This window comes from Bradyrhizobium sp. CCBAU 11357, from assembly GCF_028128865.1.
Classification (GTDB): domain Bacteria; phylum Pseudomonadota; class Alphaproteobacteria; order Rhizobiales; family Xanthobacteraceae; genus Bradyrhizobium.
In genome coordinates this window covers 67418-84281 of the sequence record NZ_LBJW01000101.1, presented here as the reverse complement: position 1 = coordinate 84281, position 16864 = coordinate 67418, and the positions used below count along the sequence as shown (strand labels likewise).

The window sequence follows — 16864 nt, the reverse complement described above, 5'->3', positions numbered from 1 at the left end:
TTCGCGGGCGATGACCATGAGAGTTTCTGTATACAGAAGATGGTATAGAGGTATCATATTAGGTGCACTTTTAGCCTTGAATAATTCCATCCCTCAGTTATTGTATACATAACGTATTCATAAGCCGTGGGAGCGAGACAATGACAAAACCCTTCCCCATGAACGCCTGGTACGCCGCGGCGTGGGACGCCGACGTCAAGGCGTCGCTGTTGCCGCGGACGATCTGCGGCAAGCATGTCGTGATGTATCGCAAGGCCGACGGCTCGGTGGCCGCGCTGGAGGACGCCTGCTGGCATCGCCTGGTGCCGCTGTCCAAGGGCCGGCTCGAGGGCGACACCGTCGTCTGCGGCTATCACGGTCTGAAGTACAACGCGCAGGGGCGCTGCACCTTCATGCCCTCGCAGGAGACCATCAACCCGTCGGCCTGCGTGCGCGCCTATCCCGTGGTCGAGTGTCACCGCTACATCTGGCTCTGGATGGGCGATCCCGCGCTCGCCGATCCCGCGCTCGTCCCCGACATGCACTGGAATCACGATCCCGCCTGGGCTGGCGACGGCAAGACCATCCACGTCAATTGCGATTACCGACTCGTGCTCGACAATCTCATGGATCTCACCCACGAGACCTTCGTGCACGGCTCCTCGATCGGCAATGACGCCGTCGCCGAGGCGCCGTTCGACGTCACCCATGGCGAGAAGACGGTCACGGTGACGCGCTGGATGCGCAATATCGAGCCGCCGCCGTTCTGGGCCAAGCAGCTCGGCAAGCCCGGCCTCGTCGACCGCTGGCAGATCATCCGCTTCGAGGCGCCGTGCACCATCGCGATCGACGTCGGCGTCGCGCCCGCGGGCACCGGTGCGCCGGAAGGCGACCGCTCGCAAGGCGTCAACGGCTTCGTGCTCAACACCATCACGCCGGAGACCGAGAAGACCTGCCATTATTTCTGGTCCTTCGTCCGTAATTACCGCCTCGGTGAGCAGCGCCTCACCACCGAGATCCGCGAGGGCGTCTCCGGCATCTTCCGCGAGGACGAGCTGATCCTGGAGGCGCAGCAGCGCGCGATGGACGAGAACCCCGATCGCATCTTCTACAACCTCAACATCGACGCCGGCGCGATGTGGACGCGCAAGCTGATCGACCGGATGGTGGCGAAGGAGAACGCGCCGCAGCACCTTCAGGCGGCGGAGTAGGACATGGCCGAGCGTGAGGTCGACCGCTCCATCTCGCAGACCGTGAAGGCGCAGCTCGCGCTGCGCGACCAGATCCTGTCGGGCGCCTTGCGTCCCGGCGAGCGCATCTCCGAGCTTCAGGCGGTGGAGACGACCGGCGCCTCGCGCACGCCGGTGCGCATGGCGCTGGTGCGGCTGGAGGAGGAGGGTCTGCTCGAGGCCATTCCCTCCGGCGGCTTCATGGTGAAGGCGTTCTCCGAGCGCGACATCTCCGATTCCATCGAGCTGCGCGGCACGCTGGAAGGCCTGGCGGCGCGCTTTGCCGCCGAGCGCGGCGTCGCCGCACGCGAGCTCGAGCCGCTGAAGGAATGCCTCGCCGCAATCGACGAGCTGCTGCGGCAGGTGCCGATCTCGGTCGATGCTTTCTCGTCCTACGTCACGCTGAATGCGCGCTTCCATGCCCAGCTCACGGAACTGTCGCGCAGCCCGCCGCTGATCCGGCAGATCGACCGCGCCTCGGCGCTGCCGTTTGCCTCGCCGAGCGGCTTCGTGATGGCGCAATCGGCGCTGCCCGAGGCGCAGCAGATCCTGATCATCGCCCAGGAGCACCATCGCGTCGTGATCGACGCCATCGAGAACCGTGAAGGCGCGCGCGCCGAGGCCGTCATGCGCGAGCATGCGCGACTCGCGGTGCGAAACCTGCGGCTCGCGCTGCGCAACCGGACCCATCTCGACCTCTTGCCGGCGCTCGCGCTGATCAAGACCGCAACCGATTGAGGGCAGTCACCATGCGCTTCATCGAGACCTGGACCCCCGCAACGCTCGTCGCCACCCGCGATCTCACCCCGAACGTCCGTGAATTCCTGATCAGGCCGGATCAGTTCGAGGCCACGGCCTATCCGGTCGGCAGCCACATCAATGTCAGCGTCACCATCGACGGCCTGCCGGAGACGCGGTCCTATTCGCTGGTCGGCGAGGCTTCGTCGCACGGTTTCAAGATCGCGGTACGCCGCACTGACGATTCCCGCGGGGGCTCGCGCTACATGTGGTCCTTGCAATCGGGCGCGCGGCTCGACATCACCCAGCCGGCCTCGCTGCTCGCGGTCGACTGGACCCGTGACACTTATTGCCTGATTGCCGGCGGCATCGGCATCACCCCGATCCTCGGCGCCGCGCAGGCGCTGGCGCGGCGCGGAGCGGACGTGACCCTGCATTATGCCGTGCGCTCGCGCAACGAGGCCGCCTATCTCGACGATCTCGCCGCGATGCTCGGCGATCGTCTCGTGGTTCATGCCAGCGACGAAGGGCACCGGCTCGATCTCGACGCACTGTTTGCTTCACTTCCGCAAGGCGCGCTGGCCCTGTTCTGCGGCCCGATGCGCATGCTGGACGCCGCGCGCCATGCCTGGATCGGCGCCGGCCATCCGCTTCCCGATCTCCGCTACGAGACCTTCGGCTCCAGCGGCACGCTGCCGACCGAAACGTTCCGCGTGCGCCTGAAGGACTCCGGTGTCGAGCTCGAAATCCCGCGCGAGCGCTCGATGCTCGACGTGCTCAATGCCAGCGGCCACGACGTGATGTATGATTGCAAGCGCGGCGAATGCGGACTCTGCGCCATCGACGTGATCGACGTCGAGGGCGAGATCGACCATCGCGACGTCTTCTTCAGCGACCACCAGAAGCAAACCAACCAGAAGATCTGCGCCTGCGTCTCCCGCGCGCGCGGCACGATCACGGTGGATACGCTACTGCGGGCGGATGCGGTTTGACCGAGGCCGGAGCGGGATTCTCTTAGGAGGAAGCGGACGACGCCGCGGGCTCACCTCTCTCGCTTCCGGGAGAGGTCGCGCCGAAGGCGCGGGTGAGGGCTCTCTCCTCTGGGGGAGTCCCGCCGTGGAGACAGCCCTCTCCCCAGCCCTCCCCCGCAAGCGGGGGAGGGAGCTCACCGTCCTTGTGGTCGGCAGTTGGACTCATCACCTACGCCGCGTAAATCGCCCGGTACTTCCTTGTGTCGAGCAGCGCCATCACCCCGTCCGCGGCCACCGGCCGGCTGATCAGATAGCCTTGCACCTCGTCGCAACTGATTTGCCGGAGATATTCGAGCTGGTCGGCGGTCTCGACGCCCTCCGCCACCACGCCGATCTGCAAATCGCGCGCGAGCGAAATCACCGACTTCACGATCGCGGCGCAGTCCGGCTGCACCAGCATGTCGCGGATGAAGGACTGGTCGATCTTGATGCGGCTGAACGGCAGCTTGCGCAGGTAGGTCAGCGAAGAGAAACCGGTGCCGAAATCGTCGAGCGCCACGGTGACGCCGAGCTCCAGCAGCGCGTTCAGGACCGTCGCGGCCGAGCCGTATTTCGACAGCAGCATCGATTCCGTGATCTCGATCTCGAGCCGATGCGGCGCGATCCTGGCGTCGGCGAGCGCCTGCACGATGGTCTGGAGGATGGCCGTGTTGTGGAATTGCGCGGCCGAGAAATTCACGGCGACCCTGATCTCTTCCGGCCATTCCGCAACCGTCGCGCAGGCGCGGCGGATGACCCATTCGCCGATCTCGTGGATCAACCCGGTCTCCTCCGCGATGGCGATGAACTCGCTCGGCGATACCAGCCCGCGCGTCGGATGCTGCCAGCGCAGCAGCGCCTCGAAGCCGGTGATGCGGTTGCTGCCGAGGTCGAGGAACGGCTGGAACACCAGGAACAGCTCGTCGCGCGCGATCGCGCCTGCGAGGTCCGCTTGCAGCGCCTTGCGCTCGCGGGACGACCTGTCGTCTTCTTCCTCGAAGAAGCAGACCGTGCCCGGCCCGGCCTTCTTGGCGCGGTAGAGCGCGGCATCGGCATTCTTCATGAGGTCGAGCGGCGCGTTGGCGTCGCGCGGCGCCAGCACGATGCCGACGCTGGTTGCGCCGACGATCTGACGGCCCTCGACCTGGAACGGCTCAGTGAAGGCCGCGACGAAGCGTTCGGCGATCTCCAGCGCATCCTCCGGCCGCGCCAGATTGGCCATCACCAGCGCGAACTCGTCGCCGCCGATGCGCGCGACGTGCTCGGCGGCGCGCGTGCAGCGTTGCAGGCGGTTTGCGACCTGGACCAGGAATTCGTCGCCGGCGGGATGGCCGAACTGGTCGTTGACCTCCTTGAAGCGGTCGAGATCGAGCAGGAGCACCGCGAATTCCTCGCCCGTTAGCGTCAGCCGCTTGAGTGCGGCATCGAGCGTTTCGTTGAAGGCGACGCGGTTGGGCAGATGGGTCAGGGGATCCCGCCGCACCGTGCGCTCGGCCTCGATCTGCCGGATCAAGCGCCGGGCGAACGAGAACGAATTGACGAACACGCTGCGCAAAAGGACGCTGCCGTAGACCACGACGAGAAAGGCTATGAGGAGAAAGGCGAGATCGCCGTTCCGGCCGAGGCAGATGGCGATGCCGAGGAAGATCGGCGCGGTGAAGGCGATCGCCGCGATCGGGATGGTCGCGAAGGCGAGGGCGCCGCCGGCCAGCATGCCCGCGCACAGGCAGGTGATGACGAGCTGGCCGCCGCTCGAAGCGCCGGTGAAGAAGGCGACCGGGACGATGCCCCAGGCGGCGCCGAGGATGAAGGCGTTGCGCACCAGCCGCTGCATCGCGCGACGCGAGACGAATTGCGGCTTGGTGATGCGGCGCGCGGCGTGTGATTGCAGGCCGAACCCGATCGCAGCGCCGGCGACGGCAGCCGCCCAGATCAGGGCAGGGATCCTGTCCGGCGACGACCACAGCGCGATGGCGAGGACGACGGCGTTGCAGGCATTGGCCAGCATGATGCCGACCGAATAGCCCAGCACCAGCGACATCTGCTCGGCGCGGATATGCCCGGCCACGGTCTCGTCGGCTGCGGGACCGCCAAAGGCCGACAGATCGCCGGCGAACAACCGTGCGACATAGCTGGTCGTTTGAGTCCGCATTTCAGAGCCTAGCACCACGGGCCGTTCATTTCGGCTCGATCCGGAGAATTCGCCGCAAATCTTTGACGAACTATGAATTATCCCCGTTTGCCGCGCCGGCCGCGACCACTTCTGCGTGTTCCTCACGCAGTATCGATAACAAATCGATACAAATGCCCGACAGGCCAGACATCAAACGGGGCGAGGGCGCGGTCTCAGCTGGGTGATGGCGACCCCGGAGATCGCGAGCAGTCCGCCGACGATCAGCTTTGGCGTGAGTCGGTCGCCGAGAAACAGCACGCTCGAAAGCAAGGCAAACACCGGAAGCAGCAGACCGAAGGGCGCGACGCGCACCATCGAGCAACGGGCGATCAGCCAGAACCAGAGGCCAAACCCGACAATTCCCCCTGCGAAGATCGTGTAGGCGAGCGCCAGCCAGCCAAGTTCGCCCGCCGTCACAAGGCTCGCCGCTTGTCCATGTTCAAGCAGCAGCGACATCAACATGACCTGCGGTACCGTGAGCAGCGAGGACCACCCCATCAGCATCAAGGGATCGAGGGGGCCGTAACGCTTCGTCAAGACGTTGGACACCGCGAAGGCAAAAGCGGCGCCAACCACAAGCAGCAGCGGAATCAGGTTGGTCGACAGGCCCGGCTCCGCCGCGAGCACGGTCACGCCCACGAATGCAAGCACGACTCCGGCAGAGGTGGCGAGAGACGGCCTCTCCGCCAGAATGGGCCAGGACAACAGGATGGTGAAGGGCGTGGCGAGCTGGTACGCGACGGCCGATATGCTTCCCGAGCCGAGTCCAAGGCCGACATAGAAGAGCCCGAAATTCAGTCCGCCCAGGAACAGCGAAATGGCCGCAACAGGACCGAGTTGTCGACGCGTGGGCCTGTCGACGAAGGGAACGAGCAGCACCGCGATGGCCAGAAAGCGTAGCGCGAGGAAGAACAGCGGCGGAAACTCGGCGACGCCCACCTTGATGGCCACGAACTGATATCCCCAGATCATGGGAACGGTGATGGCGCAAACGATCTGGATGCCAGACATGGCTCACCTTTTCAAGACCGATCAGTCCATATATGGATGCGCCGATACGCCAAGGCATCCATGGGATTACTTTAGGAAGCGGCCGACGAGAGCGTCGGCGGCGGCTTGCGATGCGACCCGTGCCGGAGCTGTCTTGCCGACTACACGCAGTCCTTCGACGAAACAGACGAGAATGTTGGCGGCGATCGCGGGCTCGACACCGTCGGCCAACTTGCCGGCCGCTTTCGCGCGGGACAGTGCATCCGTCACCTTGGCTTCCATGGCCCTGAAGAAGCTCGCAACGCGGCGACCGACTTCGGCATCCCGGCCGGCCAATTCCATGGCAGTGGCCACCAGGAGGCATCCGCGCCGACCGTTGCTCCCGCTGGTGCGCTCGACGTAGCCGGCAAGGTAGGCCCGCAGGCCCGCCACCGGATCGTTGCGAGGATCGAATTCCCCCTCCATACGCCTCAAGGCATCCGCGATGTAGCGATCAAGCGCGCGCAAGAACAGCGAATGCTTGTCACCGAAAGCGGCGTAGAGGCTGCCCCGCGACAACCGCGTCGCACGAAGCAGGTCGGGCAGCGCCGTGGCATGATAGCCACGCGACCAGAACACCTCCATCGCGCGCTCGACGGCGATCTCCATATCGAAATTTCGCGGCCGGCCGCGAGGCACCCGCGGCGGTGTTGTCTGCCTCATGCCAACATATATAGACCGATCAGTCCTTAAATGGCAAGCGGCGCACGGGACTTGCTGATGGCGCCCGCAATTCAGCCCTTCCGAATGGGTGTAAGGTCAGGCCTCATGCGTCGCTCGATCGGCTTTTTGCCGCACTTGGACCGATCGAGACGCCTCCCTCTGTGGCATGATACGTTCGGTGGACCGACCGGCACCGCGCGCCGCGTCGGCACTGCATGCATTCGAGATCCCGAGGGCCTGTCCATGAGCGAGCCTTCAGCCGATGTTTCGGCAATTGTCGGATACACGATGGACAAATGGCGGATGGACCGCCTTCCCTGGGCCATGTGGGCCTGCGTCGCCGGCCTTGCGGTCGCGCTGCACGCCGAGAGCCGCGGCCAGAATGGTGCCGTTTTGGCCGTCGTCTATCTGGCCCTGTTGGGTCTGGCGTTCGCAGGCTATGCACTGACGACCCTGATCGGGCGGTCCGGCCTGCCATTGCTTCTTGAATTGTTGATCGGCGTCCTTGTCCTGATCATCGTCGCCGGCGTGATCGGTGTGATCAGCGTGTTGGTCGGCGGGCCAAGCGGCCGCTCCAGCTATGTCGGGACCGTGCGCAGTCTCTATTGGAGCCATCTCGTGAATCCATCGCTGAATGTTTTCGGCTGGATGATGCTTTACCTGGGATTGGGATGGATCGCGTTCTCGTCCTACCGGCACTTCTATTCGGACCGGGCCGTCGTCTCCATGTCTTCCGCGGGCATCCACTTTCACAGGCCGTGGCTCAAGGGTCTCTTCATTCCCTGGCAGGAGGTGCGTGGGGTGGGCCATCTCGTCGTTCCCGGCATCTCGGGGGTGCCGTACGTCAGTCCATACGCTGCGGCCGTCACGGTCGGTCAGGATTTCTATGAGCAGCATATCGCCGCGAAGCGCAGCTTCTTCTCGCCACCGGGGGCGGAGGCCATGTTCCAGCCGAAAGGCGAGACGATGCAGGTGGTGCTGAACAGCGCCGACATGGCGGTCAAGCCGGAAGATTTTCTCGGGCCTGCCGAGGCGCGGTGGAAGGCATTTCGGGATCAACCGGCGTCGCCTGCCCAACGCGGCGGCACCGTCTTCTACGGACGCTGGTCGATCGATGGCTCGCGGTGGCAGGCCGTTCAGTTTCTTGCGCCTCTCGTCGGTCTGGCTGTGGTGGTGCTGTACCGATAGGGCATTCCGGGTCAGCGTCCGAGCTGCTTCGGATCGTAGAAGAAGCGCTCCTCGACGATCTCATTGCCGCGCCAGGTCTGCCACGCGATCTCCTCCAGCGTCCGCGTCACACCATCGGCGCCCGTGAAGGAGAATTTCCAGCGGCTGGCGACGACGTCGCCATCGATCAGGCTCGGGCCGAGGCGCACGGCAGTGACCTCCTTGAACGCCGCCAGCACGCCGCGCTCCTTGTCCGCGAGCTTGTCGCGTCCGACCACGGGCGCGGCGAGGTTCTCATAGGTCGCGGTATCAGGGGCGTAGTAGTCGAGGATCGCGCCGACGAAGTCGCCATCCTCCAGCCGCTTCGCAAAGGCTTCGACGATCTCGCGGCTCGGCATGGGGACCTCACAGGTTAAAACCGACTTGTAGTCGGTAATTACCGACCGATGGTCGAAAAGTCAACTGGCCGCCTGAACTGAATTCGACTAGACGGGAAGGAAGATTGAGTCGATGTGAGCCAAGAACTCGAAACACCTCTCCCGTAGGGAGAGGTCGGATCGCATCGCAGATGCGATCCGGGTGAGGGGTTGCAGTCTTACCCAACGCTGCAGCGCAGCCCCTCACCCGGATTGCTGCGCAATCCGACCTCTCCCCGGTGGGGAGAGGTGGAGACGAGACCCATGGCCAAACAGGCGGAACGGCGGGCGGCGACATCGGAGGCGATCCTGACGGCGGCGCGGCGCCTGTTCGGGACGCACGGCTTTGCCGCCACCACCATGGACGACATTGCCGAAGGCGCCTCGGTCGCCAAGGGCGCGGTCTATCATCACTTCAAGACCAAGGAATCGGTGTTCGAGGCCGTGTTCGATCAGGTCTCGCGCGACCTCGTTGCCGAGATCGACCGCACGGCACGCGCCGAGAAGGACGTGCTCGCCGCCATGGTCGCCGGCACCCAGCACTACTTCGCAGCGACCGCCAAGGGGCCGACCGGCCAGATCATCCTGCGCGATGGCCCGGCGGTGCTTGGCTGGGAACGCTGGCGCGAGATCGATGCGCAGCACTTTGGCGGCAAGATGCCGCGCGCGCTCTCCGCCGCGATGGAGGCCGGTCTGATCGCACGGCAGCCTGTCGAGCCGCTCGCGCGGCTGCTGCTCGGGGCGGCCACGGAGGCCGCGGTCGCCTGCGCCGGCCGCGCCGATATCGCCAAGGCGGGCGCGGAATATGCCCGTGCGTTCAAGTCGCTGGTGGAAGCGCTGCGGGTCACGCCATGATCGTGCTAATGCGGAGTTAGTGATGTGGGCGGTTGACACCGCACTCGGATCACCTCTCCCGTAGGGAGAGGTCGGATCGCATCGAAGATGCGATCCGGGTGAGGGGTTACGGTCTCGCTTGCCGTTGCGGCCCCTCACCCGGATTGCTACGGACGATGCTTCGCATCGCCGCGCGCAATCCGACCTCTCCCCGTCGGGCAGAGGTGAAGTGACGAACTGGAAACGCCCACGCCAACAAGAAGAACAGTAGCGCATGAACGCAATTTCCTCCCTCGCACACACCGATCCCGAATTCGACTACATCATCGTCGGCGCCGGCTCCGCCGGCTGCGTGCTCGCCAACAGGCTTTCGGCGAACGGCAAGCACAGCGTGCTGCTGCTCGAGGCCGGCCCGAAGGATTCCAACATCTGGATCCACGTTCCGCTCGGCTACGGCAAGCTGTTCAAGGAGAAGAGCGTCAACTGGATGTACCAGACCGAGCCGGAGCCCGAGCTCAAGGGCCGTCAAGTATTCCAGCCGCGCGGAAAAACGCTGGGCGGATCGAGCTCGATCAACGGCCTGCTCTATGTCCGCGGCCAGCACGAGGATTACGACCGCTGGCGCCAGCTCGGCAACACCGGCTGGGGCTATGACGATGTGCTGCCCTATTTCAAGAAGGCCGAGAACCAGTCGCGGGGCGCCGATCATTATCACGGCACGGGCGGGCCGCTGCCGGTCTCCAACATGATCGTGACCGATCCGCTGTCGAAAGCCTTCATCGATGCCGCAGTCGAGAGCGGTCTGCCCTACAATTCTGACTTCAACGGCGCGACGCAGGAAGGCGTCGGCCTGTTCCAGACCACGACGCGCAACGGCCGCCGCGCCTCGACTTCGGTCGCCTATCTCGGTCCTGCGAAGGCGCGCAGCAACCTCAAAATCGAGACCTCCGCACACGCTCAGCGCATCCTGTTCGAAGGGCGCCGAGCGGTCGGCGTCGAATACCGGCAAGGCGCCTCCTTGCGCCGCGCCCGTGCGCGCAAGGAGGTGGTGCTGTCGAGCGGCGCCTACAATTCGCCGCAGCTGCTCCAGCTCTCCGGCGTCGGCCCCGCCGACCTTCTGCGCCGGCACGGCATCGAGGTGGTGATGGACGCGCCGGGCGTCGGTCACGATCTGCAGGATCACATGCAGGTCCGCATCGTGATGCGCTGCTCGCAGAAGATCACCCTCAACGACACCATCAATCATCCACTTCGCCGCACCATGGCCGGCGCACGCTATGCACTGTTCCGGAAAGGCTGGTTGACGATCGCCGCCGGCACGGCCGGCGCGTTCTTCAAGACCAATCCGCGCCTCGCCTCGCCCGACATCCAGGTGCACTTCCTGCCGTTCTCGACCGACAAGATGGGCGAGAAGCTGCACGCCTTCTCCGGATTCACCGCCTCTGTCTGCCAGCTCCGTCCCGAGAGCCGCGGCACCTTGCGCATCAAGAGCGCAGACCCGGCCGTGCCGCCGGAGATCCGCATCAACTACATGTCGACCGAGACCGACCGCACCACCAACGTCGAGGGCATCAAGATCCTGCGCAAGATATTGAACGCACCGGCGCTGAAGCCGTTCGTGGTGGACGAGTACGATCCCGGGGCGAAGGTATCCACGGACGCCGAGATCCTGGACTATTGCCGCGACCGGGGCAGCACCATCTATCATCCGACCTCGACCTGTCGTATGGGCAACGACGCGCTCGCGGTGGTCGATCAGCGGCTGAAGGTGAGGGGTCTCGAAGCCTTGCGCGTCGTCGACGGCTCGGTCATGCCCGACCTGGTGTCGGGGAACACCAATGCGCCGATCATCATGATCGCCGAGAAGGCCTCCGACATGATATTGGAGGATGCGCGATAAATTCGCCCTGAAAGGACGTTCGACTTGGCTAATCGATTTCGGATCGGCACACGCAAGAGCGCCATGGCGCTGGCACAGACGGAAGAGATTGCGCACCGTCTGACCGCCGCCGTGCCGGGCCTCGACGTCGAGATCGTCAAATTCGACACCACGGGCGATCTCGACCAGACCAGCAAGCTGTTGCCGCATGGCGGCAAGGGCGGTGCCTTCGTGGCTCAAATCCGCGCCGCCGTGCTGACCGGTGAGCTCCAGGCGGCGATGCATTCGCTGAAGGACATGCCCGGCAACGAGGACACGCCCGGCCTCGTCATCGGTGCCACGCTGTCGCGCGATCCGCCGAGCGACGCGCTGGTGCTGCGCGAGGGTGTGACGGTGGAGGCGCTGCGGCAGTCCCGCGGCAAGGGTTTCAAGATCGGCACCAATGCGGTGCGCCGCGCCGCCTATGCGCGGCGGTTATTCCCGGAGGTGGAGGTGATCCATTTCCGTGGGGCCGCCGACACAAGGGTGCGGAAGCTCGACAATGGCGAGAAGCAGCGCCTTCCGGATGGCGGCGCAGTCGGGCCGGCCGATGCGCTGATCATGGCGCGCTCGGGCCTGGATCGCGTCGGGCTGGCGCATCGCATCGCCTACGAATTCACCGCGGCGGAGATGCTGCCGGCGGCAGGGCAGGGCATCGTCGCGGTCGAATGCGCCGCGCAGGACTGGCAAACGCGACAGATCCTGTCGTCGATCGACGACGCCTCCGCGCACGCTTCCGCCGACGCCGAGCGCGAGGTGCTGTGGGTGCTCAACGGGCACTGCAATTCGCCGGTGGCGGGCTTCTCGACCATCACAGGCGATCAGATGTCGCTCACCGCCTCGGTGCTCGATCTCTCCGGCAACACCATCATCGAAGCTTCGCGCAAAGGGCCCGCCAACCGCCCGCGCGAACTCGGCCGCGCGGTGGGATTGGACCTGCTGGCGAAGGGTGCAGCGGAGATCATCGAGCGCAGCCGGCCAAGGTAAGCCCTGCCGAAATCACGATCTGCGATGATGCCATTCTGCGCCTGTTTTGCCCGACAAGTCAAAACGCACAGGCGAGTCATGCAAGTCCAAGGTTTTCAATGACTTGGCTACTGTGCATGGGGTTGTTTTCGCACTTTTGTTTTGCCTCGCCCCAAATGGCGAAACAAATCAGCCGCGCACGCGCCTGATCATCTGCTCGACATGGGCGATCGGCGTTTCCGGCTGGATGCCGTGGCCGAGATTGAAGATCAGCCGCCCGGCAGCAAAATTGGCCAGCACGTTGTCGACGGCGCGGTCGAGCGCGGCGCCGCCCGTGATCAGCACCAGCGGATCGAGATTGCCCTGTACGGCGACCTTGCTCTGCACCCGCTCGCGGATGAAGGCCGGCTCCGCGGTCCAGTCGATGCTGACCGCGTTGACGCCAGTCGCCTCGACATAGGCCGGTAGCAGCGCGCCGGCGCCGCGCGGGAAGCCGATGATCTTCGCGTCCGGCACCTTGGCCCTTACGCCCTCCACGATGCGCCGCGTCGGCTCGACCGACCAGCGCGCGAACTCGGTCGGCGGCAGCACGCCCGCCCAGGTGTCGAAGATCTGCAACGCGTCGGCGCCGGCGGCGAGCTGTGCCAGCAGATATTGAATCGAGTTGTCGACCAGCACGTCGATGATGTCAGAGAAAGCTTCGGGATGCCGGTAGGCCATCATCCGGGCCGGCGCCTGGTCCGGCGTGCCGTGGCCCGCGACCATGTAGGTCGCCACCGTCCACGGCGCGCCGCAGAAGCCGATCAGCGCAACCTTGGGATCGAGCGCGCCGCGCACGATCTTCAGCGCCTCGAACACCGGCTCGAGCTTGCCGAAATCTGCGCGCGGTGCCAGCGTCGCCACCTTGGCCGGATCGTCCAGCGGCTCGAGCCGCGGGCCCTCGCCGACCTCGAACCGCACCTCACGTCCGAGCGCATAGGGGATCACCAGAATGTCGGAGAAGATGATCGCCGCGTCGAAGCCGAACTTTCGGATCGGCTGCAGCGTCACCTCGGCCGCGAGCTCCGGGTTGAAGCAGAGATCGAGGAAACCGCCCGCCTTGGCGCGCACCTCGCGATATTCCGGCAGGTAGCGCCCGGCCTGGCGCATCATCCACATGGGCGGCACGGACTGGCGCTGGCCGGAGAGCACGTCGATGAAGGGTTTCGTCGAAGACTGGGGCACGAATGGTCCTGAACAGGGTTGTGCCTCCTGATACACCGCCGCGGCCCTCAGCGGAACAGGGGAACCTGGACGATCGGGCCGCGTTGACCAGCCAATGGAGGAGATCATGGCTGAGACATTCAATCCGGCGCCGCACGACAAGCACGCCGAAGACCTGCGCGAGGCGCTCGCTGCCGATCGGCAGTCCAAGCTCGACAACGGGCTGAGGGACACGTTCCCAGCCTCCGATCCCGTGAGCGCCGCGCAGCCGACGCCCTCGAAGGCTGATGCCGACGCCGAGCATCCCTCGTTCTGGGCCAAGGTTAAGGCCATCTTCAGCTAGCGGCGTCGGGCGCGCCGGAATCCGCTAGGCCCGCTAATGTCCTGTTAGCGATGCGCCGATTGTCGCGTCCGTAAGACTACTGGAAAGGGCGGAAACCGCCGCGTATTCCGGTAGGGATTTCAGGATTAAATAACAGAAGCGGCAGAGGTTTCCGAACGATCGGAGGACCCTGTCGCATGAGTGCTACCCAACGAGCCGGATGGAGCCGCCTGCCGCTGCGCGCGGCGGCTTTCGTCGCGCTGACCTGCGCGACCATCCTCGGCGTCAGCGGTTGGCGCGAATGGACGGCACGCGAAGCGGTGCTCAAGGGCGCCGAGACGGAGATGGCGAACGTTGCGCGTTCGCTGACCCAGCATGCCGAGGACAGCCTCGATCTCTTGGATTCCGGTGTCGTCGGCGTGGTCAGCCGGTTGGAGATGGACGGCACAGCGCCGGCCACGATCGGCAAGCTGCGCACCTTGCTGGACGCGCGCAAGAAGGCGATCGCGCGCATTCACAGCCTCGCCATCATCGACGATCAGGGCAACTGGCTGACCTCGCCCGGTACGACCGGCGCCACCTTCAGCGACGATGCGTTCTTCAGATATCACCAGCTCTCGCCGAAGCGCGAGGCCCATGTCGGCCGTCCCGTGAAGAGCCTGCTGGACGGCGAATGGGTCGTCACCCTGTCACGCCGCTTCAACAAGCAGGACGGCAGCTTCGGCGGCGTGGTGCTCGCGAGCATCAGCTCGAAATATCTCTCGCACTTCTACGAGCAGTTCGAGATCGGCCGCAACAGCTCCGTGTCACTGGCGCATGGCGACGGCCTGATCGTCGCGCGCAATCCCAGCAACCAGACATTCGTCGGGCGTAGCGTCGCCGACAAGCCGCTGTTCCGCGAGCCGAGCCTGCAACGGCCGAGTGGCGCCTATCATTTCACGTCGCCGCTGGACGGCGCCGAACGCGTCAGCTTTTTCAATCGCAGCAGCCGCTTCCCGCTCCTCCTGCTTGCCACCGTCGACAAGGACGAGCTGCTCGGGCCCTGGCGCGCGGCGGCAGTCTCCCGCATGCTCTACGTGCTCGCGCTGGTGATGCTGATCGCGGTGATCGGCGGCGTGCTGGTGCGGCAGTTGCAGCGCGGCCAGCGCATGGCCGTCGCGCTGGCCGAGACGGAGGCGCATTTCCGCCTGCTGGCCGAAGGCTCCAGCGACATGGTGACCCGCATCGGCCTCGATGAGCGGCTGCGCTATGTCTCACCCTCGTCGGTCCGCGTCGTCGGTTGGCGTCCAAACCAGCTGATCGGTTCGCCGGCCCTCGCGGGTGTCAATCCGGAGGATCTGCCGGAGGTCCAGGCGATCGTCGACGCCATGAAGCGCGGCGAGAAGGAGGAGGCGCGTCTCACCTACCGCAACTCGCACCGGCAGAACGGCGAGATCTGGCTGGAATCGACCATGCGGGTGACGCGCAAGGACGATGGCCGCGTCGACGGTGTGGTCGCGATCTCCCGCGACATCACCGAGCACAAGAAGCTGGAAACCAGACTCGAGACGCTGGCGATCGAGGACAGCCTCACCGGCCTTGCCAATCGCCGCCGCTTCGACGAGCGTCTGAAGGAGGAATGGGCGCGTGCCTATCGCGACCGATCCAGCCTTGCCTTGCTGATGATCGACGTGGACCACTTCAAGGCCTACAACGATGAATACGGCCATCCCGCGGGCGATGCGTGCCTGCGCCTGATCGCAAAGATCATCGCCGCCGAAGCGCAGCGCGCCGGCGATCTGGCGGCGCGTTATGGCGGTGAGGAATTCGCCATGCTGCTGCCGAGCATCGACGCCGCCGGCTGCGCCCGGATCGGCGAACGGATCCGCAACGCCATTCACGAGGCCGGCCTCGCTCATGGCAGCAACCTGGCGGCCGGATGCGTCACTGCCTCGCTTGGCGGCGCAGCCTGCCGGCCGGCGTTCGAACGAACCGCGGGAGTCGCTGCGCTGGTCGAAGCTGCCGACCGGGCGCTCTATGCCGCCAAGGCCGCAGGCCGCAACCGCCTGGTGATGTCCGGCGAGGTCATGGACCTGCTGCCCAAGGCGTCCGGCCAGTAACCCGCTCAATAATGCGGCGGAGGCTCGTTGGCCGGCCCTGGCGCATTTGCCTCGGCCTCCTGCAGCCGAGCATTGAGCTCCGCGATCTGTCGCGTCAGCCTGTCGATCTGCTTCCACTGCGCGGTGATGGTCTGGTTCAACGTCTCGATCGTGTCGTCCTGATAGGCGAGGCGCGTCTCCAGCGTGTCGATGCGCTCGCTCAGCGTCTTGATCTCATTCGTCACGCGTTACGTCCTTGTTTCGCTCGCGCAAGCCGTGGCCGAGCGCCACGCGCTCATCGAACACGAAGCATTCGCCGCGCCAGCGGCTCTGCGCCTCCGGCACCTCTTCCAGATATCTCAGGATGCCACCCTTGAGGTGATAGACCTCGGCAAAGCCGCGCGCGAGCAGATGCGCGCTCGCCTTCTCGCAGCGAATGCCGCCGGTGCAGAACATCGCGATCCTGCGGTGCCGTGCCGGATCGAGCTGCTCGGCGGCAAAGTCCTTGAACTGGCCGAAGCTCTTGATGCCGGGATCGACCGCGCCCTCGAACGTCCCCATCGCGACCTCGAAGGCGTTGCGGGTGTCGAGCACGAGCGTGTCGGGTGCCGCGATCAGCGCGTTCCATTCGCGCGCATCGACATAGGTGCCGACCTGGCGCGTCGGATCGGCGGCCGCATCGCCCAGCGTGACGATCTCCCTCTTCAGCCGCACCTTCAGCCGTCCGAACGGCATCGCCTCCGCAGCGGAGAATTTCAGTTCGAGATTGTTCAGCCTGCCGCCGAACATGTCGCCGTGTGCGAGCTCACGAGCGAAGGCGTCGATTGCCTCCGCTACGCCGGCGATCGTGCCGTTGATGCCCTCCTGCGCCAGCAGCACGCTGCCCTTCAGCCCAAGTCCGGCGCAGCAAGCGCGCAGCGGCTCGCGCAGCTCGCGGTAATCCGGGAGGGCGACGAATTGATAGAAGGCGCAGACCTTGTAAGCCGTTTTCATGGCCGCTCGTTTAGCAGGCGGCCCGCGCCCGGAAAACCCGCATCGCGAAAGCCGGAAAAAGGTCTATACGCCCAGCGGATGGCTGCCATTTTCCTGGTATGCCAGCATTGCCCCGCCGGGCGGGAATGTGTCATGTAGACGCGTTT

At 65.3% G+C, this 16864-nt stretch carries 16 protein-coding genes; 9 read left to right on the top strand and 7 right to left on the bottom strand.

Annotated features, from left to right (window positions below; genetic code table 11):
- Window positions 1-140 precede the first annotated feature (140 nt).
- The 3 genes from XI05_RS19265 to XI05_RS19255 are packed head-to-tail and all read left to right on the top strand — an operon-like array spanning window position 141 to window position 2938.
- Window positions 141-1190, top strand: coding sequence for an aromatic ring-hydroxylating dioxygenase subunit alpha (locus tag XI05_RS19265; protein WP_271504576.1), 1050 nt, complete (start codon window positions 141-143; stop codon window positions 1188-1190).
- A gap of 3 nt (window positions 1191-1193) precedes the next feature.
- Window positions 1194-1946: a GntR family transcriptional regulator gene (locus tag XI05_RS19260; RefSeq protein WP_172785821.1), complete on the top strand. Its 753-nt coding sequence runs from the start codon at window positions 1194-1196 to the stop codon at window positions 1944-1946.
- 11 nt (window positions 1947-1957) lie between these two features.
- Complete coding sequence (locus tag XI05_RS19255; RefSeq protein WP_271504572.1) at window positions 1958-2938, top strand: PDR/VanB family oxidoreductase; 981 nt, start codon at window positions 1958-1960, stop codon at window positions 2936-2938.
- A 208-nt stretch (window positions 2939-3146) separates the two neighbouring features.
- Here the strand turns inward: XI05_RS19255 and XI05_RS19250 are convergent, their stop codons facing one another.
- The 3 genes from XI05_RS19250 to XI05_RS19240 form a co-directional block, all read right to left on the bottom strand.
- A complete protein-coding gene (locus tag XI05_RS19250) occupies window positions 3147-5108 on the bottom strand; it encodes a putative bifunctional diguanylate cyclase/phosphodiesterase (RefSeq protein ID WP_271504569.1) in 1962 nt (653 codons plus the stop codon).
- A gap of 171 nt (window positions 5109-5279) precedes the next feature.
- On the bottom strand, window positions 5280-6140 hold the full coding sequence (locus tag XI05_RS19245) for a DMT family transporter (protein ID WP_271504566.1): 861 nt from the start codon (window positions 6138-6140) through the stop codon (window positions 5280-5282).
- 66 nt (window positions 6141-6206) lie between these two features.
- Window positions 6207-6767: a TetR/AcrR family transcriptional regulator gene (locus tag XI05_RS19240; RefSeq protein ID WP_271504564.1), complete on the bottom strand. Its 561-nt coding sequence runs from the start codon at window positions 6765-6767 to the stop codon at window positions 6207-6209.
- A 297-nt stretch (window positions 6768-7064) separates the two neighbouring features.
- Here XI05_RS19240 and XI05_RS19235 point away from each other — a divergent pair, with 297 nt between their 5' ends.
- Window positions 7065-8009 (top strand): hypothetical protein, encoded by a 945-nt coding sequence (locus XI05_RS19235; protein WP_271504559.1) that lies wholly within the window; start codon window positions 7065-7067, stop codon window positions 8007-8009.
- 11 nt (window positions 8010-8020) lie between these two features.
- On the opposite strand, the gene XI05_RS19230 is transcribed toward XI05_RS19235, so the two are convergent.
- Entirely contained in the window at window positions 8021-8386 is a 366-nt protein-coding gene (locus tag XI05_RS19230) for a nuclear transport factor 2 family protein (protein ID WP_271504556.1), read from the bottom strand.
- 282 nt (window positions 8387-8668) lie between these two features.
- Between XI05_RS19230 and XI05_RS19225 the strand changes: the two genes are divergently transcribed.
- The 3 genes from XI05_RS19225 (at window position 8669) to hemC (ending at window position 12143) form a co-directional block, all read left to right on the top strand.
- Entirely contained in the window at window positions 8669-9259 is a 591-nt protein-coding gene (locus tag XI05_RS19225) for a TetR/AcrR family transcriptional regulator (RefSeq protein WP_271504553.1), read from the top strand.
- Between the two features lie 253 nt (window positions 9260-9512).
- Window positions 9513-11138 carry a GMC family oxidoreductase gene (locus XI05_RS19220; protein WP_271504550.1) on the top strand — a complete coding sequence of 542 codons (1626 nt, stop codon included), beginning with the start codon at window positions 9513-9515 and terminating at the stop codon, window positions 11136-11138.
- A 24-nt stretch (window positions 11139-11162) separates the two neighbouring features.
- Window positions 11163-12143 carry a hydroxymethylbilane synthase gene (hemC, locus tag XI05_RS19215; RefSeq protein ID WP_271504547.1) on the top strand — a complete coding sequence of 327 codons (981 nt, stop codon included), beginning with the start codon at window positions 11163-11165 and terminating at the stop codon, window positions 12141-12143.
- Window positions 12144-12311: 168 nt separating this feature from the next.
- Here hemC and hemE read toward each other — a convergent pair whose 3' ends face one another.
- Window positions 12312-13346 (bottom strand): uroporphyrinogen decarboxylase, encoded by a 1035-nt coding sequence (hemE, locus tag XI05_RS19210; RefSeq protein WP_271504543.1) that lies wholly within the window; start codon window positions 13344-13346, stop codon window positions 12312-12314.
- A gap of 106 nt (window positions 13347-13452) precedes the next feature.
- Between hemE and XI05_RS19205 the strand changes: the two genes are divergently transcribed.
- On the top strand, window positions 13453-13668 hold the full coding sequence (locus tag XI05_RS19205) for a hypothetical protein (RefSeq protein WP_271504540.1): 216 nt from the start codon (window positions 13453-13455) through the stop codon (window positions 13666-13668).
- A gap of 176 nt (window positions 13669-13844) precedes the next feature.
- Window positions 13845-15746, top strand: a complete 1902-nt coding sequence (locus XI05_RS19200; protein WP_271504537.1) for a diguanylate cyclase — start codon at window positions 13845-13847, stop codon at window positions 15744-15746.
- 5 nt (window positions 15747-15751) lie between these two features.
- Here XI05_RS19200 and XI05_RS19195 read toward each other — a convergent pair whose 3' ends face one another.
- Complete coding sequence (locus XI05_RS19195) at window positions 15752-15970, bottom strand: SlyX family protein (RefSeq protein WP_197955420.1); 219 nt, start codon at window positions 15968-15970, stop codon at window positions 15752-15754.
- Window positions 15960-16718 carry an oxygen-dependent tRNA uridine(34) hydroxylase TrhO gene (gene trhO / locus XI05_RS19190; RefSeq protein ID WP_271504535.1) on the bottom strand — a complete coding sequence of 253 codons (759 nt, stop codon included), beginning with the start codon at window positions 16716-16718 and terminating at the stop codon, window positions 15960-15962. Before trhO ends, XI05_RS19195 begins: the two co-directional genes overlap by 11 nt.
- Window positions 16719-16864 lie beyond the last annotated feature (146 nt).